The organism is Paenalcaligenes sp. Me131 (assembly GCF_050487225.1).
Taxonomy (GTDB): Bacteria; Pseudomonadota; Gammaproteobacteria; order Burkholderiales; family Burkholderiaceae_B; genus Paenalcaligenes.
The window spans coordinates 732,160-749,991 of sequence record NZ_JBKQGY010000002.1 but is presented as its reverse complement, the minus strand read 5'-3'; the positions used below and the strand labels follow the sequence as shown (position 1 = coordinate 749,991).

The 17,832-nt window shown below is 49.5% G+C and carries 24 protein-coding genes; 23 read left to right on the top strand and 1 reads right to left on the bottom strand.

What is annotated here, in order from left to right:
- The 23 genes from ACLPHM_RS11600 to dsbD all read left to right on the top strand — a co-directional run.
- The coding region (locus tag ACLPHM_RS11600; RefSeq protein ID WP_430221377.1) for an Ig-like domain-containing protein at positions 1–2,069 on the top strand (2,069 nt) is incomplete at its 5' end.
- Positions 2,070–2,314: 245 nt separating this feature from the next.
- Entirely contained in the window at positions 2,315–2,989 is a 675-nt protein-coding gene (locus ACLPHM_RS11595) for a transglutaminase-like cysteine peptidase (RefSeq protein ID WP_430221376.1), read from the top strand.
- A 58-nt stretch (positions 2,990–3,047) separates the two neighbouring features.
- Entirely contained in the window at positions 3,048–4,991 is a 1,944-nt protein-coding gene (locus ACLPHM_RS11590) for a bifunctional diguanylate cyclase/phosphodiesterase (RefSeq protein WP_430221375.1), read from the top strand.
- 269 nt (positions 4,992–5,260) lie between these two features.
- A complete protein-coding gene (gene rplN / locus ACLPHM_RS11585; RefSeq protein WP_135864124.1) occupies positions 5,261–5,629 on the top strand; it encodes a 50S ribosomal protein L14 in 369 nt (122 codons plus the stop codon).
- Positions 5,630–5,641: 12 nt separating this feature from the next.
- Positions 5,642–5,959: a 50S ribosomal protein L24 gene (gene rplX, locus ACLPHM_RS11580; RefSeq protein WP_135864122.1), complete on the top strand. Its 318-nt coding sequence runs from the start codon at positions 5,642–5,644 to the stop codon at positions 5,957–5,959.
- 11 nt (positions 5,960–5,970) lie between these two features.
- Positions 5,971–6,510: a 50S ribosomal protein L5 gene (rplE, locus tag ACLPHM_RS11575; RefSeq protein WP_135864120.1), complete on the top strand. Its 540-nt coding sequence runs from the start codon at positions 5,971–5,973 to the stop codon at positions 6,508–6,510.
- An 11-nt stretch (positions 6,511–6,521) separates the two neighbouring features.
- A complete protein-coding gene (rpsN, locus tag ACLPHM_RS11570; RefSeq protein WP_135864118.1) occupies positions 6,522–6,827 on the top strand; it encodes a 30S ribosomal protein S14 in 306 nt (101 codons plus the stop codon).
- 11 nt (positions 6,828–6,838) lie between these two features.
- Positions 6,839–7,234, top strand: a complete 396-nt coding sequence (gene rpsH / locus ACLPHM_RS11565) for a 30S ribosomal protein S8 (protein ID WP_135864117.1) — start codon at positions 6,839–6,841, stop codon at positions 7,232–7,234.
- Between the two features lie 12 nt (positions 7,235–7,246).
- The gene (gene rplF, locus ACLPHM_RS11560) at positions 7,247–7,780 is read left to right on the top strand and encodes a 50S ribosomal protein L6 (protein WP_430221374.1); all 534 of its coding nucleotides are present in this window, start codon (positions 7,247–7,249) and stop codon (positions 7,778–7,780) included.
- A 21-nt stretch (positions 7,781–7,801) separates the two neighbouring features.
- Positions 7,802–8,155 carry a 50S ribosomal protein L18 gene (rplR, locus tag ACLPHM_RS11555; protein ID WP_135864113.1) on the top strand — a complete coding sequence of 118 codons (354 nt, stop codon included), beginning with the start codon at positions 7,802–7,804 and terminating at the stop codon, positions 8,153–8,155.
- A gap of 15 nt (positions 8,156–8,170) precedes the next feature.
- A complete protein-coding gene (gene rpsE / locus ACLPHM_RS11550) occupies positions 8,171–8,692 on the top strand; it encodes a 30S ribosomal protein S5 (protein ID WP_135864111.1) in 522 nt (173 codons plus the stop codon).
- Positions 8,693–8,695: 3 nt separating this feature from the next.
- Positions 8,696–8,881 carry a 50S ribosomal protein L30 gene (gene rpmD, locus ACLPHM_RS11545; protein WP_135864109.1) on the top strand — a complete coding sequence of 62 codons (186 nt, stop codon included), beginning with the start codon at positions 8,696–8,698 and terminating at the stop codon, positions 8,879–8,881.
- Between the two features lie 10 nt (positions 8,882–8,891).
- Entirely contained in the window at positions 8,892–9,335 is a 444-nt protein-coding gene (gene rplO / locus ACLPHM_RS11540) for a 50S ribosomal protein L15 (protein ID WP_430221373.1), read from the top strand.
- A gap of 11 nt (positions 9,336–9,346) precedes the next feature.
- Positions 9,347–10,672 carry a preprotein translocase subunit SecY gene (gene secY / locus ACLPHM_RS11535; RefSeq protein ID WP_430221372.1) on the top strand — a complete coding sequence of 442 codons (1,326 nt, stop codon included), beginning with the start codon at positions 9,347–9,349 and terminating at the stop codon, positions 10,670–10,672.
- A gap of 9 nt (positions 10,673–10,681) precedes the next feature.
- The gene (gene infA / locus ACLPHM_RS11530; RefSeq protein WP_135864103.1) at positions 10,682–10,900 is read left to right on the top strand and encodes a translation initiation factor IF-1; all 219 of its coding nucleotides are present in this window, start codon (positions 10,682–10,684) and stop codon (positions 10,898–10,900) included.
- A gap of 33 nt (positions 10,901–10,933) precedes the next feature.
- On the top strand, positions 10,934–11,047 hold the full coding sequence (rpmJ, locus tag ACLPHM_RS11525; RefSeq protein ID WP_003805360.1) for a 50S ribosomal protein L36: 114 nt from the start codon (positions 10,934–10,936) through the stop codon (positions 11,045–11,047).
- A gap of 36 nt (positions 11,048–11,083) precedes the next feature.
- Positions 11,084–11,449: a 30S ribosomal protein S13 gene (gene rpsM, locus ACLPHM_RS11520; protein ID WP_135864101.1), complete on the top strand. Its 366-nt coding sequence runs from the start codon at positions 11,084–11,086 to the stop codon at positions 11,447–11,449.
- A 14-nt stretch (positions 11,450–11,463) separates the two neighbouring features.
- Positions 11,464–11,859: a 30S ribosomal protein S11 gene (rpsK, locus tag ACLPHM_RS11515; protein ID WP_135864099.1), complete on the top strand. Its 396-nt coding sequence runs from the start codon at positions 11,464–11,466 to the stop codon at positions 11,857–11,859.
- Between the two features lie 11 nt (positions 11,860–11,870).
- Entirely contained in the window at positions 11,871–12,494 is a 624-nt protein-coding gene (gene rpsD, locus ACLPHM_RS11510) for a 30S ribosomal protein S4 (protein ID WP_166408104.1), read from the top strand.
- Between the two features lie 146 nt (positions 12,495–12,640).
- Positions 12,641–13,624: a DNA-directed RNA polymerase subunit alpha gene (locus tag ACLPHM_RS11505; protein WP_166408103.1), complete on the top strand. Its 984-nt coding sequence runs from the start codon at positions 12,641–12,643 to the stop codon at positions 13,622–13,624.
- A 144-nt stretch (positions 13,625–13,768) separates the two neighbouring features.
- Complete coding sequence (gene rplQ / locus ACLPHM_RS11500; RefSeq protein WP_135861550.1) at positions 13,769–14,158, top strand: 50S ribosomal protein L17; 390 nt, start codon at positions 13,769–13,771, stop codon at positions 14,156–14,158.
- A gap of 260 nt (positions 14,159–14,418) precedes the next feature.
- Complete coding sequence (gene cutA, locus ACLPHM_RS11495) at positions 14,419–14,799, top strand: divalent-cation tolerance protein CutA (protein WP_430221371.1); 381 nt, start codon at positions 14,419–14,421, stop codon at positions 14,797–14,799.
- Between the two features lie 13 nt (positions 14,800–14,812).
- Positions 14,813–16,726 carry a protein-disulfide reductase DsbD gene (gene dsbD / locus ACLPHM_RS11490; RefSeq protein ID WP_430221370.1) on the top strand — a complete coding sequence of 638 codons (1,914 nt, stop codon included), beginning with the start codon at positions 14,813–14,815 and terminating at the stop codon, positions 16,724–16,726.
- Between the two features lie 68 nt (positions 16,727–16,794).
- Here dsbD and ACLPHM_RS11485 read toward each other — a convergent pair whose 3' ends face one another.
- Entirely contained in the window at positions 16,795–17,787 is a 993-nt protein-coding gene (locus ACLPHM_RS11485; RefSeq protein ID WP_430221369.1) for a TRAP transporter substrate-binding protein, read from the bottom strand.
- Positions 17,788–17,832: the final 45 nt, after the last annotated feature.

The following is a 17,832-nucleotide window of genomic DNA, read 5'->3' as shown; positions in this document are numbered from 1 at the left end:
TGAAAGCAGGTGAAATCACAGCGAAGGTGAGCGGTGAGGATGACCACGGTAACCCGTACAGTGCAGATGATGCAGCGGATTACACGGTACATACGACCCTACCGACAGCGGAGATCACTCTAGATCCAATCGCTGGTGACGGTGTGCTGGATCACAAGGAAGCTGGCGACGGTACGGGCAAGATTGAGGTGACCGGTAAGGTTGGCAAGGATGTACAGCCTGGCGATACCGTGACTCTGACCATCGGTGGTAAGGAATACACAGGTAAGGTTGGGCATGACTTTACCTTCAAGATCCCAGTGCCTGTACAGGATCTGCTGAAGAATGACCATGTCGATGCCAAGGTCACGACGATAGACTCTGCTGGTAACAGCGCTTCTGCCAACACTTCTGGCTCATACACACTGGATGTGAACCAACTGATTATCGATGGTAATAAGGATGGGGATATTTCTGGTGGTGTCGGTGATGATGTGCTGATTGGTGATCAGGGGGGGACAGTTAAGAATTTTGTAGATGGGAAAAACTACAATATTGCCTTGGTTCTCGATACCTCTGGCAGTATGCTTAGGAACCTAGACGGTCAAGAGATAAAAGGAAAGGTTAAGGGACCATCCCGTCTTGAACTCTTGAAAGATGCCTTAACCAATCTAGCTAAATCACTAGAGGACCATGATGGTGAGGTCAATATTCATGTGGTTAATTTTGGCGGTACTGTTAAAGGCCAGCAGACATTTACCAAGGATCAAATTAGTGATCTGATTAACTATATTAATAAATTGACAGCTACTGGGGGGACGAATTACGAGGCTGCCTTCAAAGCAACAGAGAAATGGTTTGCAGATAATGCTCCAAAATCAACAGAGGATGTTAAGTATGAGAATGTCACATACTTCCTGACAGATGGTGATCCAACACAGTATGGTACAGGCAAAAACCCAAGCGGTCCGGGCAATAGCACGGACTATACAACACTTGAAAAATCGGTAGACGCCTTTAAAGGTCTAAGTGAGAAAAGTGATGTACATGCAATTGGTATCGGCCGTGAGGTGAATGAGGATTATCTGCGTTTCTTTGATAATACGAATGTCTCTGGCATAGGGAGTGAACAGTTTGTAGTAGGAAGAGAATGGGTTCCGACGTGGGCTGGCGGCTATTGGCGTGATGTCACTAAAACAGTGTCAGGGCCTACTGGCGAAGCTTTAAAAGTCACTCAAGCTGATCAGTTGAAGGCAGCATTAGAAGGCGGTTCTACTAGTTATGATCCAGCAGTAGTGGGCGCAGATATTATTGATGCTACGGCAGGAGGCGACAATATCATCTTCGGTGATGCTATCAATGTGCAAAATCTTGATTGGAATGTAATCAGTGGTGGTAAACCCGGCGACGTATCCGATAAAGGGCTGGATGCATTGAAGCATTATCTATTCTTGTTGCATGGTTTAGATAACCAGTCCGATGTCACGTTAAATCATATTTATGATTTTATTCGTGAAAATCCTGATGTATTTAACGTTGTGGGTGAAACTCAAGGCGGTAATGATGTGATTACAACGGGTGATGGTAATGACATTATTTATGCTGGTGGTGGTAATGACATTATTCATGCTGGTGCTGGGGATGATGTGATTTATGCCCAGTCTGGTACTAATCTTATCGTTGGTGGTAAGGGCAATGATGTGATGTACAGCGGGTCGGGTGATGATACTTTTGCGTGGTTGCTTGGCGATGAAGGTACTGTGGACGTCCCGGCGCATGATGTGATTTACGACTTTGGTACTGGTTCCGGTAGTGAGTTCGGTAGTGATGTAGTGGATCTAAGTGGCATGTTAAAAGGATCAGGTATTAGCCCAGACAACCTAGAGCATTATTTGCAGGTGAGTTTTGATAGTGCAACAAACAAAACTATCATGAACATTAATACTAAGGGTGACTTAGATGTAGACGGTGGTAATGCTAACCAGATTATCGAACTTGATGGCGTGGATCTTGTTGGTGCTGCTGGACAATCTCAGGCTGATTTGATTAATAGCTTGATTCAGCAAGGTAAGTTGAATATAGACTTATGATAGATATTTAAGAACAAACCCCGCATTTCCAAAAGAAATGTGGGGTTTTTTTATATTCAACCTGTCGTCTCCGCCAATAGGCTAGCAATGTTATTACTAGCTATCATATTGATATGCTAGGCTAAATGTAGCCCTGCAATGGGAGCTTTTTTTTGCTGGTGTGAACAGAAATTTATGTACAACCAACCATAAAAAATAGACTTAGATAGTCGTTAAGAATTATTTAGCCATCTGTTGTTATAGTCATGTTGTCCTGCTTAACACGTCGCATCATTGTTGTGCTGTTTGCCTTGCTGGCAGGCATGATGCTGTGTTTTGCACCGTGGGTGCAGGGGAGACTGACTTTTGATGAGGCAAAAGTACGTCAATCCATACCGCATCAGTACGGTGCGGCAGGGGTACGGAACGCAGAAAAATGGCTAGATTTGTTGACGCAGTTAGATGGGCTACCTGATCAACAATTGTTAAGAGTCGTTAACGATTTCTGGAACACCCATGTAATGGGCGGTGAGGATATTACAATCTGGGGCAGACCAGATTATTGGGCAACCCCTCTGGAAAGCCTTACCAAACAAGCCGGAGACTGTGAAGACTACGTGATTGGGAAGTATTTTTCCCTGTTGCATGCAGGTATCCCTGCGAGCAAATTACGATTGATTTATGTGCGTGCTCAGGTGGGTACTAGCAGTATTGCGCATATGGTATTAGGCTATTATTCGACTCCCGACGCTGAACCACTGCTATTGGATAATTTGACCAGTATTATTCGTCCAGCGAGTCAGCGCCCGGATCTCACCCCCGTATTTAGTTTTAATTCGGAAGGGGTGTATGTAGCAGGTGCGCCAGCATCATCGGTAGACAAGATTAGTAATTGGCGCGGGTTGTTGGAAAAAATGCGGCGTGAGGGGTTTAATCCTTGAGGCATTCGTTCTCCAAGATAAATCCCACAGAAATATTGAAGACCACAGAAGGTGGAGTATGTCATTACTGAAGCATTTGCTGTTAAGCGTGAGTCTGGCCATTACGGTGATTCTGGTCGGGACGGTATGGCTGAGTGTGGATTCGGCAAGAGCGTATTTATCAGCGCAGTTGCAAGCACAAAGTGATTCCGCTGCAACGTCATTGGCATTGACGCTTTCACAGCCTTTCAACCAAGACCCTGTGACGCAAGAGTTATTAATTACGGCGCTTTACGATACGGGGCAGTTCTATCGCATTGAGTTGTATGGCACTAAAGGCGAACAAATCGTTTCTCGCGTAGGCGATGAAAGCCTGCCTACGATAGTGCGTGGCGCGCCAGCTTGGTTTACCGATATGCTGCCGCTGCGTCAGGCTGTGTCTATGGCTCAGGTGAGTGATGGGTGGCGTCAAACCGGTCGTCTAGTGATAGAGGCGGATGCTGGGCAGGCACGCGACACGCTGTGGGCCAGTTTCATGCAAATCCTGATGGTGGTGTTGATTGCCGGCTTGGTATGGGCGTGTTTTGTCTGGGTGCTAATGCGCTGGTTGCGCCAAGCGCTGCGTGAAGAAATAGAAATGCGCGTAGAAGGCATGCTGACCAATAAAGTACAGATAGGTAATTGGAAGCGAGCCCGTTTTAGCGAACTGCGCGAAGTCACCCGCACTATTGATGAGGTGCGTGAAAAAGTGATGGTGACGCAGCAGGAGCAAAATGCACGTATAGAGTCGCTGCAATTAGAGCTGCACCAAGACGAAGTGACTGGTCTTGCGAATCGTAAGTATTTCATCAATGAAATGCGCCGAGTGCTAGATGAAGACAAGAACGGCGGTTACGTACTGTTGTTCCGCCAGCGCGATTTGGCTGCGATCAATACGATCATGACGCGTGCTAATGTTGATAACTGGTTGCGTAATGTGGGTGAGCAGGTCAGCCAAGTCTTTTTGCAGGATCACAATCAGCCAGTGCAATTGGCGCGGCTGAATGGTTCTGATTTTGTCGTGCTATTGCCTAATCTGGAAGGTCCAGACATTGCGCCGCTTACCGATATGCTGCTGACGGTGTTGGCAAGATTGCGTGTGCAGCTACCCTCAGGGCAGTTTTGCCGATGGGCGTTGGCGCTGACTGACTATAGGTTTCAAGAAGATATTGCTACTGTATTGAGTCGTCTGGACAGGGCGCTGATGCGCGCCGAAAGCTCAGGCCATAATACGGTGGAGTTTGTGTCGGGTAGCGACGATGGTGGCGTTGGCTTGAATGCTGCGGGTGAAACACAGTGGCGTCAGTTGCTGCAAGAAGGGTTGGCGGAGCGCCGTTTCTTGTTATCGGTGCGTCAGCAGCCAGACCACTTGAAGCAGCATCCTTATACACGCTATGAAGCCACTTTGATGCTGCGACACACAGCTCACAGTGAAGGCCAAGACGAGAAACCGATTTCGGCGTATTTGTTTATGCCTGTGGCGGCAAGACTAGGGTTGTCGGCTGTGTGCGATTTGCGTGCAGTAGAGCTGGCGCTAGAGTGGTTGGCAGACAATCATGGTGACTTAGTGATACGTATGTCATTGCCTACCATTGTGCAGCCCCGTTTCTTGCAAGAGATTCAATCCTGCCTGTCGCGCAGCAATGTGGATTTATCACGCCTCTATATAGAGTTGGATGCTTATGGGGTAGAAGCGCATGGCGAAGAGCTAGAGGTGTTTTGTTCGGCCATGAAAGAAATGGGCGTGCGTGTGGGCTTACGTAGATTGTTAGAGCACATCGGTGTTTTACGTCATTTGCAGCCTTTGCAACTGTCGTACGTGAGCTTTTCGGCGGATGTGATCAAAGAGATGGTCGTCAGCCCCGGTGGGATGGAATTGCTGGTTGCAGCGTGCAATACCTGCGCAAGACTGGACATTCAAATACAGTTGAATGCACCGATTACTGAGATTCCGCTAGAGGCACAAAAAGTTCTACGAGCGTGAGTCTATGCCAACAGTAAGTGATTGATGTGCTTGTTGTAAAAGCAGTTTTTTGGTATTATTGAATGCTTACCTGTACATTTTCGCGAAGGTACAGGTAATAACACGTTTTGTATATCGCAAGATTTCAACCCAGGGTACGGTAAAAAACCTTTTAAGCACACAAGCTTGGTTGGAGGGTTACCGAACCTGACGGGACCAAAACTGGTTGCGTGCCTAGCAGGTTTTTTGCTTGTTGGGTTTATCGCGGTTAAGTTGGAACAGGAATAATCATGATTCAAATGCAGACCACGCTGGATGTGGCCGACAACACGGGTGCACGTTCCGTAATGTGTATCAAGGTGTTGGGCGGCTCCAAGCGCCGTTATGCCGCTATTGGTGACATTATTAAAGTCACTGTTAAAGAAGCGGCACCGCGCGGACGTGTCAAAAAAGGCGAGATTTATAACGCTGTGGTAGTTCGCACTGCCAAAGGCGTACGCCGTAAAGACGGTTCGCTGATCAAATTTGGTGGCAATGCCGCCGTTTTGCTGAACGCAAAACTGGAGCCAATCGGCACTCGTATCTTCGGACCCGTTACACGCGAATTGCGTGGCGATAAGTTCATGAAGATCGTGTCTTTGGCACCAGAAGTGCTGTAAGGAGCCGAGGATATGCAAAAAATCCGCAAAGGCGACGAAGTTATCGTACTGACAGGCCGTGACAAACGACGCCGTGGCACAGTACTAACCGTTGATGGCGACCGCGTAATCGTGGAAGGTATCAACGTGGTGAAAAAACACGTGCGACCCAACCCAATGGCTGGCTCTCAAGGTGGTATCGTAGACAAAACTATGCCTATCCACGTTTCTAACGTGGCGCTGTTTAACGCTGAGACCGAAAAGGCCGATCGCGTTAGCATTAGCGAAGTAGATGGCAAGAAAGTACGCGTGTACCGTTCCACTGGCAAAGTTGTTGGTGCGAAAGCTTAAGGGGCATAGACATGGCACGTTTACAAGATTTTTACCGTGAAAAAGTGCAGGCTGAGCTGCAAGGCAAATTCAATTACAACAGCGTAATGGAAGTGCCACGCATCACCAAGATCACTCTGAACATGGGTGTATCTGAAGCTGTTTCCGATCGTAAAGTGATCGAGCACGCTGCTGGTGACCTGGCTAAGATTTCTGGCCAGAAGCCTGTAATCACAAAAACCCGCAAAGCTATTGCTGGTTTCAAGATCCGCGAAGATTATCCAATTGGCTGCAAAGTAACTTTGCGTGGCCAACGCATGTATGAATTCCTGGACCGTCTGATCGCTGTGGCTCTGCCTCGCGTTCGTGACTTCCGTGGTATTTCAGGTCGTGCGTTTGATGGACGCGGTAACTTCAACCTTGGGGTGAAAGAGCAAATCATTTTCCCTGAGATTGAGTACGACAAAATTGACGCAGTGCGTGGTCTGAACATCAGCATCACAACTACTGCCAAGACTGACGACGAAGCTAAAGCGCTGTTGAAAGCCTTCAGTTTCCCGTTCCGTAACTAAGGGGTGATGACGTGGCTAAACTTTCACTCATCAATCGCGATATTAAACGCGCAAAACTGGTTGAGAAATTTGCAGCTAAGCGCGCAGCGCTGAAAGCAATCATCGATGACCAGTCCAAGTCCGACGAAGAGCGCTACGAAGCTCGTTTGCAGTTGCAGCAATTGCCTCGCAACGCAAACCCAACTCGTATGCGTAACCGTTGCGTTGTTACAGGCCGTTCACGCGGTGTGTACAAACAATTCGGCTTGACCCGTCACAAAGTCCGTGAAATGGCTATGCGTGGCGAGATTCCCGGTATGACCAAGGCTAGCTGGTAGGAGAAACATAAATGAGCATGAGCGATCCAATCGCCGACATGTTGACTCGCGTTCGTAACGCACAAATGGTCAACAAAACGTCGGTTAGCATGCCCTCCTCGAAGCTGAAAGTAGCTATTGCTGCTGTGCTGAAAGATGAAGGCTATATCGATAATTTCCAAATCGTTGGCGAAGCCGCGAAGCCAGTTCTGGAAATTCAATTGAAGTACTACGCAGGCCGTCCTGTGATCGAACGCATCGACCGCGTTTCGCGTCCAGGTTTGCGCGTCTACAAAGGCAGTAACCATATTCCTCAAGTGATGAATGGTTTGGGCGTTGCAATCGTGTCCACCTCTCGTGGTGTGATGACCGATCGCAAAGCTCGCGCAGCTGGCGTGGGTGGCGAAGTACTTTGCTACGTGGCGTAAGGAGAATCATCAATGTCACGTATTGCTAAATACCCCGTTACTTTGCCTAAAGGCGTAGAAGCGACTATTGCAGCAGATCAGATCACTGTTAAAGGTCCTTTGGGCACAATGACCCAAGAACTGACCGGTGATGTTGCTATCGAGCTGAATGACGGTCAACTGACATTTGCACCAGCTAATGACTCACGTCACGCTAACGCAATGTCCGGCACCATCCGCTCTTTGGTAAACAACATGGTTACTGGTGTGAGCGAAGGCTTTGCTCGCAAACTGAACTTGGTTGGTGTGGGTTTCCGCGCTCAAGTTCAAGGTAACGCTCTGAAACTGCAACTGGGTTTCTCTCACGACGTTATTCACAACCTGCCTGCTGGTGTTACAGCAGAGTGTGCAACTCCTACAGAAATCGTTCTGAAGGGTTCTAACAAGCAGGTTGTTGGTCAGTGTGCCGCTGAAATTCGCGGTTACCGTCCACCTGAGCCTTACAAAGGTAAAGGTGTTCGTTACGCTGACGAACGCGTCGTCTTGAAAGAAACCAAGAAGAAGTAATCGCACAGGCAAGGACGAATTATGGACAAGAAACAATCCCGTTTGCGTCGTGCAGTGGCAACCCGTCGAAAAATCGCCGAGTTGCGCGTTCATCGCTTGGCGGTGCATCGCACGAATTTGCATATTTATGCCAACATCATTTCGCCAGAAGGCGATCGCATTTTGGTCAGCGCTTCGTCGCTGGAACCAGAAGTACGCAAAGAACTGGCCAATGGCGGCAACGTCGCTGCAGCCAGTTTGATTGGCAAGCGCGTGGCCGAAAAAGCGAAAGCAGCCGGTATCGAATCCGTTGCTTTTGACCGCTCTGGCTTCCGTTATCATGGCCGCGTCAAGGCGTTGGCTGATGCCGCGCGTGAAGCCGGCTTGAAATTCTAAGCAAGGAATTGTCAAATGGCTAAAGCACAAGGCAGAAACAATGCCGAACAAGAGCGCGATGACGGCCTGCGTGAAAAAATGATTGCGGTTAACCGCGTCAGTAAAGTCGTTAAAGGTGGTCGCACCATGAGCTTCGCTGCATTGACAGTAGTAGGCGATGGTGATGGCCGTATCGGAATGGGCAAGGGTAAAGCCCGTGAAGTACCAGTTGCTGTTCAGAAAGCTATGGAACAAGCCCGTCGTGGTCTGTTCAAAGTTGCTCTGAAAGACGGTACTTTGCACCACACAGTTGTGGGCAAACACGGTGCTTCTACAGTGTTGATCTCTCCTGCTGCTGAAGGTACTGGCGTTATCGCTGGTGGTCCTATGCGTGCAGTGTTCGAAGCAATGGGCGTGCGTAACGTTGTTGCTAAGAGCTTGGGTTCTAGCAACCCTTACAACATGGTTCGCGCAACTTTGAACGGTTTGCGTGCTTGCTCCACACCATCTGAAATTGCTGCTAAACGTGGCAAGACAGTTGAAGAAATTCTGGGGTAAATCATGGCACAGAAGCAAATCAAGGTCACACTCGTGCGCTCTGTTATCGGTACTAAACAAGACCACCGCGACACAGTACGCGGCTTGGGCTTGCGCCGAGTAAACAGCAGTCGCGTTCTGGTTGATACGCCCGAAGTGCGCGGTATGATCCGTAAGGTTGATTACCTCGTTACGGTTTCGGAAGCCTAAAGGAATCGCGATGTCAGAATTGCAACTAAATTCGATCCAACCCGCAGAGGGCGCTAAACACGCTGCTCGTCGCGTTGGTCGCGGTCCAGGTTCCGGCCTGGGCAAGACCGCAGGTCGCGGTCACAAAGGTCAGAAATCACGTGCTGGTGGTTTTCATAAAGTCGGTTTTGAAGGCGGTCAAATGCCTTTGCAACGCCGTCTACCGAAGCGTGGTTTCACGACTCCTGGTGGTCACCTGCATGCTGAAATCCGTTTGTCCGACTTGCAAGCTTTGACTGTTGAAGAAGTTGATATCAACGTTCTGAAACAAGCAGGCGTAGTTGGTCAATTGGTACGTTTCGCCAAAGTCATCAAGTCTGGTGAGCTGTCTCGCAAAGTAGTGCTGAAAGGCATTCGTGCAACAGCTGGTGCCCGCGCTGCAATTGAAGCAGCGGGCGGCTCGTTGGCTGAATAAAAGGGGTTACGGTGGCAAAAGCACAGGCACAGAGTAAATCAGGTTCGGGCTACGGCGATTTACGTCGTCGTATCATTTTCCTGCTGCTCGCGCTGGTTGTTTATCGCTTGGGAACACACATTCCTGTGCCAGGTATTAATCCTGATGCACTGTCCGAGCTGTTTCAACAAAACCAAGAAGGTATCTTGGGCTTGTTCAACATGTTCTCGGGTGGTGCTCTGCAGCGTTTCTCCGTATTCGCGCTAGGGATTATGCCCTACATTTCTGCATCGATTATCATGCAGTTGGCATCGGCAGTGGTGCCCACGCTTGAAGCAATCAAGAAAGAGGGCGAGTCGGGTCGGCGTAAAATTACGCAGTACACCCGATATGGGACAGTGTTTCTGGCGTTATTCCAGGCAGTAGGTATTTCTATTGCATTGGAAACACAACCAGGTTTAGTCATTGATCCAGGTATGTTGTTCCGTTTCACTACAGTGGTAACACTAGTGACCGGTACGATGTTCTTGATGTGGCTAGGTGAGCAGATTACCGAACGAGGCATAGGGAATGGTATTTCCATTCTGATTTTTGCCGGGATTGTTGCAGGTCTGCCCAGTGCAATGGGTGGTTTGCTGGATCTGGTCCGTACCGATGCGATGTCTATTTTGTCGGCATTGTTCATCTTGGTGCTGGTTGCTGCCGTTACTTACTTTGTCGTGTTTGTTGAACGTGGGCAACGTCGTATCACGGTTAACTACGCAAAACGTCAAGTGGGTAACCGCATTTACGGTGGACAAAGTTCGCACTTGCCGCTGAAACTGAATATGGCTGGGGTGATTCCTCCAATCTTCGCCTCCTCCATCATTTTGTTGCCAGCGACTATTGCTAGCTGGTTCTCTGCAACGCCAGGTTTGTCTTGGCTGCGCGATTTGGAAGCAGCGCTTTCACCTCGTCAACCGTTGTACATAACGCTGTTTTCAGCACTGATTATTCTGTTTTGTTTCTTCTATACGGCGTTGGTGTTTAACAGCCGTGAAACTGCAGACAATCTGAAGAAGAGCGGTGCGTTTGTGCCAGGTATTCGTCCAGGCGAACAGACAGCTCGTTATATTGATCGTATTTTGACTCGCTTAACGCTAGCCGGTGCTATCTATATCACGATCGTGTGTCTAGTACCTGAATTCCTGCAAATGCACTGGAACGTACCCTTCTACTTTGGTGGTACATCTTTGCTGATTATTGTGGTGGTTACTATGGACTTCATGGCACAGGCTCAGGCCTACATGATGTCTCAACAATATGACTCGTTGCTCAAGAAGGCCAACTTCAAGGGTGCGGGTTTGCCAATGCGATAAATAAACACGATGGCAAAGGACGACGTCATTCAGATGCAGGGGCAGGTTTTAGAAAACCTGCCGAACGCAACATTCCGTATCAAGCTAGAAAACGGCCATGTGGTGTTGGGCTATGTTTCGGGCAAGATGCGTATGCATTACATCCGGATTCTTCCGGGTGACAAGGTCACAGTGGAGCTCACGCCCTATGACTTGTCCCGAGGCAGAATTGTGTTCCGCTCCAAATAAGCGGCCCGGATAAAGGAACCTAGGAGTCAAACCATGAAGGTAATGGCATCAGTAAAGCGGATTTGCCGCAACTGCAAAATTATTAAACGTCATGGCGTGGTACGTGTAATTTGCACAGACCCCCGCCACAAGCAGCGTCAAGGCTGATACGCCGAAACGCAACCGATTTAACAAGGAAAAACCATGGCCCGTATTGCTGGCATTAATATTCCGCCGCATCAGCACGCCGAAATCGGTCTTACCGCGATTTTCGGTATCGGTCGTACTCGTGCTCGTCAGATTTGTGATGCTTCCGGTATCGCTCACGATAAAAAAGTGAAAGATCTGACAGATGAGGAACTCGAAAAAATCCGCGAGCAGATCTCTCAGTTTTTGGTTGAAGGCGACCTGCGTCGTGAAGTTCAACTGTCTGTGAAACGTCTGATCGACATGGGTAGCTACCGTGGCATGCGCCACCGTCGTGGCTTGCCTGTACGCGGTCAACGTACCCGTACCAATGCACGTACCCGTAAGGGACCACGTCGTGCAGCGCAGGCTCTGAAGAAATAATCGAGGATTAGAAGATGGCTAAAGCTTCTAGCGCATCGCGCGCTCGCAGAAAAGTTAAAAAGAACGTTTCGGACGGGATCGCTCACGTCCAAGCTACTTTTAACAACACAATCATTACCATCACCGATCGTCAAGGCAACGCGTTGTCTTGGGCGACCTCTGGTGGTGCGGGCTTTAAAGGCTCGCGTAAGTCCACTCCATTTGCTGCTCAGGTTGCTGCTGAAGCTGCCGGTCGTACAGCAATGGAATACGGTATCAAAAATCTAGAAGTTCGCATTAAAGGGCCCGGTCCTGGCCGTGATTCGTCGGTGCGTGCGTTGAATGCTCTTGGTATCAAAATCACCAGCATCGCTGACATCACGCCGATTCCGCACAACGGCTGCCGTCCGCCCAAGCGTCGTCGCATTTAAGGGGAAGCTACGTGGCTCGTTATATTGGACCTAAATGTAAGCTCTCGCGTCGCGAGGGTACTGATCTGTTCCTGAAGAGTGCTCGTCGCTCTTTGGATTCCAAATGCAAACTGGACTCTCGTCCAGGTCAGCACGGTCGCACTTCTGGTGCCCGTACATCTGACTACGGTTTGCAGTTGCGTGAAAAGCAGAAACTGAAACGTATGTACGGCGTGCTGGAAAAACAGTTCCGTCGTTACTTTGCTGAAGCTGATCGCCGCCGTGGTAACACTGGTGAAACGCTGATTCAGTTGCTGGAATCCCGTCTGGACAACGTTGTATACCGTATGGGCTTCGGCTCCACACGTGCAGAAGCTCGTCAGCTGGTTACTCACCGTGCAATCGAAATCAACGGTCACACCGCTGATATCGCTTCCATGTTGGTTAAACCCGGTGATGTAGTTTCTATCCGTGAAAAATCTCGTGCACAAGGCCGTATCAAAGAATCTTTGGAATTGGCTTCCAGCACAGGTTTCCCACAATGGGTTGAAGTTGACAGCAGCAAACTGAGTGGTGTGTTCAAACAAGTTCCGGACCGCGCTGACGTGGCTCGTGACGTGAACGAATCACTGGTTGTTGAGTTGTACTCCCGTTAATCAGCTACATTACGTATCTGATTTAAGCACCCATTATTGGTTTCGTACTGATAATGGGTGTTGCTGGTTTTTAGAGCTGGAATTTCCAGCGTTTTCCCATCAGCCTTATCGGTGTAACGAGCCGAGGGTATTGAAAAGGAATTTACATGTCTCAAGCTTTTTTGAAGCCTCGTTCCATTGAAGTTGAAGCAGTCAGCAAAAATCACGCTCGCGTGATTATGGAGCCTTTCGAGCGCGGCTACGGCCACACTCTGGGTAACGCACTGCGTCGCATCTTGCTGTCTTCCATGACTGGTTTTGCACCTACAGAAGTGCAGATCACAGGCGTGGTACATGAATACTCCACACTGCCAGGCGTACAAGAAGATGTCGTAGACATCATGTTGAACCTGAAAGGTATTGTGTTCAAACTGCACGGTCGCGAAGAAGTGACACTGACGCTGAGCAAATCCGGTCTGGGCCAAGTTTTGGCTAGCGACATCGATTTGCCACATGACGTGGAAATCCTGAACCCCGATCACGTTATTGCCAACCTGACCGACGACGGTAAGTTGGAAATGACGATTCGTGTGGAAGAAGGTCGTGGCTACGTTCCTGGTAACGTGCGTGCGTTGTCTGATGATCGTCAACATACGATTGGTCGTATTGTTTTGGATGCATCTTACAGCCCAGTTCGCCGTGTTAGCTATGCAGTTGAAAGCGCACGTGTGGAACAGCGTACTGACTTGGACAAATTGGTTCTGGACATCGAAACCAACGGCGTGTTGAACCCAGAAGAAGCTGTACGTCAGGCTGCTCGCATCCTGATGGATCAGATCTCTGTGTTTGCTGCTTTGGAAGGTGCTGAAGAAGCACAAGAAACTCCAGAGCGCGCTACACCTCCAATCGATCCAGTATTGTTGCGTCCTGTGGACGATCTGGAATTGACTGTTCGTTCCGCAAACTGCCTGAAAGCCGAAAATATTTACTACATCGGCGATCTGATCCAGCGTACGGAAAACGAACTGCTCAAGACACCAAACTTGGGCCGCAAATCTTTGAACGAAATCAAAGAAGTGTTGGCTTCCCGTGGTTTGACCTTGGGTATGAAACTGGAAAACTGGCCTCCTCTGGGGCTAGAGCGTCCATAAATAGTTGTAACTGGGGCTTTAGCAGCGTATAAAAACGTGCTAAAGTCCCATGTCTCAGTTGGCCCGCAGCAATACCGATAGAAGAGCCAACGCAGATGAAATCCTTTCATCTGATTTAAGATTTATTTTTTAGGAAGAAATATCATGCGTCATCGTCATGGTTTACGTAAGCTGAATCGTACCAGCAGCCATCGTTTGGCTATGTTCCGCAACATGTCCGTATCGTTGATTACTCACGAAGCAATCAAAACAACTTTGCCTAAAGCTAAAGAGCTGCGTCGTGTAATCGAGCCTCTGATCACTTTGGCTAAAGATGACACTGTTGCAAACCGTCGTTTGGCTTTTGCACGTCTGCGCGATCGCGACGCTGTGACCAAACTGTTCAACGACTTGGGTCCTCGTTTCCAAGTACGTAACGGTGGTTACACACGTATTCTGAAAATGGGCTTCCGCCAAGGCGATAACGCTCCCATGGCTTTCATGGAATTGGTAGACCGTCCTGACGCTGTTGCTGACGAAGCAGCTGCTGAATAATACGGCACACAGAATAAGAAAAACGGACCTAATCAGGTCCGTTTTTTTATGCGTGTTGACTTGCTGTATATAGAGCAGCGTTAGCCTAGTCCAAATCTAAAGTCACTAACACGCAAGCTTGATGTATAACTTCAGCGTGTGTTGTGATGCGTGTGAACAGTGGGCTTACACAGAATAGTAGTAATACATTATCTGGCTAGCCTGGCATCGTGCCTGATACTATAGGCCGACTCTATCGATTAACAGGAAAAGGGAAGCTCATGATCCCCTTAACACAGGATGCTTTGTCGTCGTTTAGCCCTGATGCCGTCGTGTTGGTGCTGAGCAATGCCCCCGACGAGTTGTTGGCAAAACGTATTGCCCACTACGTAGTGGAAGAAGGTTTAGTCGCTTGTGCGAACCTTGGCGCACCTTTGTTGTCTATGTACATGTGGCAGGGTGAATTAGAAGGGGCGACTGAGGTGCCGTTGCAGTTTAAAACAACAGTGCGCCGCGTAGAAGCGTTGATTCAACGCATTACGTCTCTACACCCTTATGACGTACCAGAGGTGCTGGTGGTGCCAGTCGTGGCGGGGTTAGGCAGTTACATCAAGTGGGTTCAGGATGAAACCGCAGCCCCTCCTGTGTTGAAAAAATCATAACTGAGAGTGACACATGCAGTGTGTAGCGGCAAAGACGGGTAGAGAGCAAAGCAAACTAAGCGCAGTGGTAGGGTGGTTAATGCTGCTGGTCGTGGCTTGGGCCATGCTGATGCAGCCCGCACGCGCAGAAGAAGACTACCTAGACCCTGAAGACGCGTTTCAGTTCAGTGCTGCTATGCATAGCCCTACCGAGCTGGATATACACTTTGTCATTGCTCCTGAGTACTACATGTACAGGGATCGCTTTGTGTTTGAGGCGATCCCCAGTAGCGATTGGCTAGGTGAGGCGGCCTATCCGCCAGCGGCTATCGTCTATGATCCCACCTTTGAAAAAGACATGGCGATTTATCGCCGTGAAGTCACCATACGCTTGCCTGTCAAAGAAGGCTCTATGCTGCCTTTGCAGCTAGAGATCACGAGCCAAGGCTGTGCGGATGCTGGGTTGTGTTATTCACCCAGCACACACGAACTAACGCTGTCACCCACAGAGGGTGGCTATAAGGTAAGTGGTGAGGGCGTGGTGAAGAGTGTGCCGGCCCCACTCACCGAAGTTATAACTACGGACGCCGCCCTACCCGCAGACGCTGCGGTGGGTACGTCTACAACCAGTTTCTTGGATCTGAGTGATACAGGTCTAGCGGCTTACTTGCTCGATGCATCGTGGTGGCAGATTATGCTGCTGGCATTTGGTTTGGGTATGCTGCTGTCCTTCACGCCATGTGTGCTGCCGATGGTGCCTATTTTGTTGGGCATTATTGCAGGCCAGGGTACTCCGGTTAAAAGCGTATCGCGTAAACGCGGGTTGGGTTTGGCGGCCATCTATGTATTAGGTGTGTCGTTGGTCTATACCGCATTGGGCGTCGTGGCAGGGTTGCTTGGGGCCAGTTTGGCGGTATGGCTGCAGAATCCGTGGATACTGAGTACTTTTGCCGTCCTGTTATTCATCTTGGCGCTGTCCATGTTTGATGTGTACCAGTTGCAAGTACCGTCGGGTATGCAATCACGGTTGCAGGGTGTGTTGAGCCGTATTCCTGGTGGGCGTTACAGTGGCGTGTTCTTAATGGGCATGTTGTCTGCGTTGATCGTTGGCCCGTGCGTGGCCGCGCCACTTGCCGGTGTGCTGCTGTTTATTTCGCAAACGGGCAACGTACTGATTGGTGCGATGGCATTGTTTGCGATGGCATGGGGCTCTGGTGTGCTGCTGTTATTGGTAGGCGCTACTTCAGGTGTGTTGATGCCTAAAGCGGGCGCATGGATGAACACCGTGAAGCAGATCTTTGGTTGGCTGTTGATTGCTACCGCACTATGGATGCTGACGTCGGTGTTGCCTACGGTTTGGTTTATGTTGGGCTGGGCTGTATTGGCCGCTTGGCTAGGTTTGCTGTTGGGCGTAGGGCGCGCGCACGATGCCGCCGCGTCGGCAGGCAAACTGTTCTTGAAAGCCTTAGGATGGCTGTCGCTGTGTTGGGCGGTGTTGATTCTGGTGAGTGTAGCCAGCGGCGGGCGCAGCGTATTAGAACCCTTAGCGCATTGGCAAGGTGGCAGTGTAGGCACGGGTAGTGCCGTTACCGCACCTGCTTTTCAGAAAGTAGAAAACCTTGCTGAGCTGGAAGAGAAACTGGCTAACAGTGGTGGCAGAACCGTTATGTTAGATTTCTATGCCGATTGGTGTGTGTCGTGCATAGAGATGGAGAAATTTACCTTTAGTGATCCGGCGGTAGCGCAGAAGATGAGCACAATGCTGCTACTGCAGGCAGACGTGACAGCCAATACTGCCGAACACCGTGCGCTGCTTAAACGGTTTAACTTGTTTGGGCCGCCCGGCATTATTCTGTTTGATGCAGACGGTCGTGAGTTGAAGGATGCGCGTGTGGTTGGCTTTATGCCAGCAGAGCGTTTCTTGCAGGTACTAAACTCAGCACGTTAAGACATCATCGTGATAACAAAACAGGCCATGCTTCTGCATGGCCTGTTTGTTTTGGTGGACTACCTCTGTTAGTTTTGCAGTGTTTGGTAAATGGACTCAATCACTTCTGGCCCAATACGTGAGGCCATTTGTTCGTGTACAGGGCGCAGTGCTGCTACCCATTCACTCTGCTCTTCGGGGGAAAGTTCGTAGATGGTGGTGTGCCCAGCGGCGCGAATGGCGGCTAACGCCTCATCGTTTTCCAACTGCGAGATTTCGTTCGCGTACGTGGTGGCGTCTGCCATGGCACGTTCTAGCTGCTCGCGCAGTGTAGGGTCTAGCTCATCCCAGAACTTCTTGTTCACAATTACGGCATAGCCGATGTAACCGTGGTTGGATAAGGTGGCGTGTTTCTGTACCTCATGCATTTTCTGGGTGTAGAGGTTGGACGGTGTGTTCTCTGTACCGTCTACTACGCCAGTTTGTAGTGCTTGGTAGGACTCAGAAAATGCCATCACTTGTGGAATAGCCTCTAAGGCCTGCATTTGGGCCTCTAGCACTTTGGAGGACTGTATACGCATCTTCAAGCCCAGAAAATCATCTGGCGTGTGGAGCGGCGAGTTAGCGCTCATGATTTTGAAACCGTTATCCCAGTAGGCTAGGCCTTTAATGCCTTTGGGTTCTAGCATGGCCATCAGGTCTTTACCTACTTGGCCTTGGGTCACTTTGTTGAGGTCATCTTTATTTTGGAAGATGAATGGTAGGTCAAATACCTCGAAAGCACGTACTCCTAAGGGGCCAAACTTAGCCAGGGAGGGGGCCAGCATCTGTACAGCTCCTAGCTGTAGAGCTTCCAGTTCTTCTTTGTCTTTGTAAAGCTGGGAGTTAGGGTACACCTCTACCAGCACTTTGCCATCGGTATATTGTTCAGCCAATTCTTTGAATTTGTCAGCACCTTTGCCTTTGGGTGTGTCGGGTGAGACGACGTGGCTAAACTTGATGACCAGGGGGTTAGCCAGAGCAGGCAGACTGAAACAGGTGGCTGCCATAACGGCAGCGGCCAGTACTTTTTTCATAGGCATTGTTGTCTCCAGGAATAGTTATGATTGGAATAAGCCTCTGGTTAA

Coding starts and splice junctions, on each gene's coding strand:
- ACLPHM_RS11595 (WP_430221376.1), top strand. CDS start 2,315: ATGTTGTCCTGCTTAACACGTCGCATCATTGTTGTGCTGTTTGCCTTG.
- ACLPHM_RS11590 (WP_430221375.1), top strand. CDS start 3,048: ATGTCATTACTGAAGCATTTGCTGTTAAGCGTGAGTCTGGCCATTACG.
- rplN (WP_135864124.1), top strand. CDS start 5,261: ATGATTCAAATGCAGACCACGCTGGATGTGGCCGACAACACGGGTGCA.
- rplX (WP_135864122.1), top strand. CDS start 5,642: ATGCAAAAAATCCGCAAAGGCGACGAAGTTATCGTACTGACAGGCCGT.
- rplE (WP_135864120.1), top strand. CDS start 5,971: ATGGCACGTTTACAAGATTTTTACCGTGAAAAAGTGCAGGCTGAGCTG.
- rpsH (WP_135864117.1), top strand. CDS start 6,839: ATGAGCATGAGCGATCCAATCGCCGACATGTTGACTCGCGTTCGTAAC.
- rplF (WP_430221374.1), top strand. CDS start 7,247: ATGTCACGTATTGCTAAATACCCCGTTACTTTGCCTAAAGGCGTAGAA.
- rplR (WP_135864113.1), top strand. CDS start 7,802: ATGGACAAGAAACAATCCCGTTTGCGTCGTGCAGTGGCAACCCGTCGA.
- rpsE (WP_135864111.1), top strand. CDS start 8,171: ATGGCTAAAGCACAAGGCAGAAACAATGCCGAACAAGAGCGCGATGAC.
- rpmD (WP_135864109.1), top strand. CDS start 8,696: ATGGCACAGAAGCAAATCAAGGTCACACTCGTGCGCTCTGTTATCGGT.
- rplO (WP_430221373.1), top strand. CDS start 8,892: ATGTCAGAATTGCAACTAAATTCGATCCAACCCGCAGAGGGCGCTAAA.
- infA (WP_135864103.1), top strand. CDS start 10,682: ATGGCAAAGGACGACGTCATTCAGATGCAGGGGCAGGTTTTAGAAAAC.
- rpmJ (WP_003805360.1), top strand. CDS start 10,934: ATGAAGGTAATGGCATCAGTAAAGCGGATTTGCCGCAACTGCAAAATT.
- rpsM (WP_135864101.1), top strand. CDS start 11,084: ATGGCCCGTATTGCTGGCATTAATATTCCGCCGCATCAGCACGCCGAA.
- rpsK (WP_135864099.1), top strand. CDS start 11,464: ATGGCTAAAGCTTCTAGCGCATCGCGCGCTCGCAGAAAAGTTAAAAAG.
- ACLPHM_RS11505 (WP_166408103.1), top strand. CDS start 12,641: ATGTCTCAAGCTTTTTTGAAGCCTCGTTCCATTGAAGTTGAAGCAGTC.
- rplQ (WP_135861550.1), top strand. CDS start 13,769: ATGCGTCATCGTCATGGTTTACGTAAGCTGAATCGTACCAGCAGCCAT.
- cutA (WP_430221371.1), top strand. CDS start 14,419: ATGATCCCCTTAACACAGGATGCTTTGTCGTCGTTTAGCCCTGATGCC.
- dsbD (WP_430221370.1), top strand. CDS start 14,813: ATGCAGTGTGTAGCGGCAAAGACGGGTAGAGAGCAAAGCAAACTAAGC.
- ACLPHM_RS11485 (WP_430221369.1), bottom strand. CDS start 17,787: ATGCCTATGAAAAAAGTACTGGCCGCTGCCGTTATGGCAGCCACCTGT.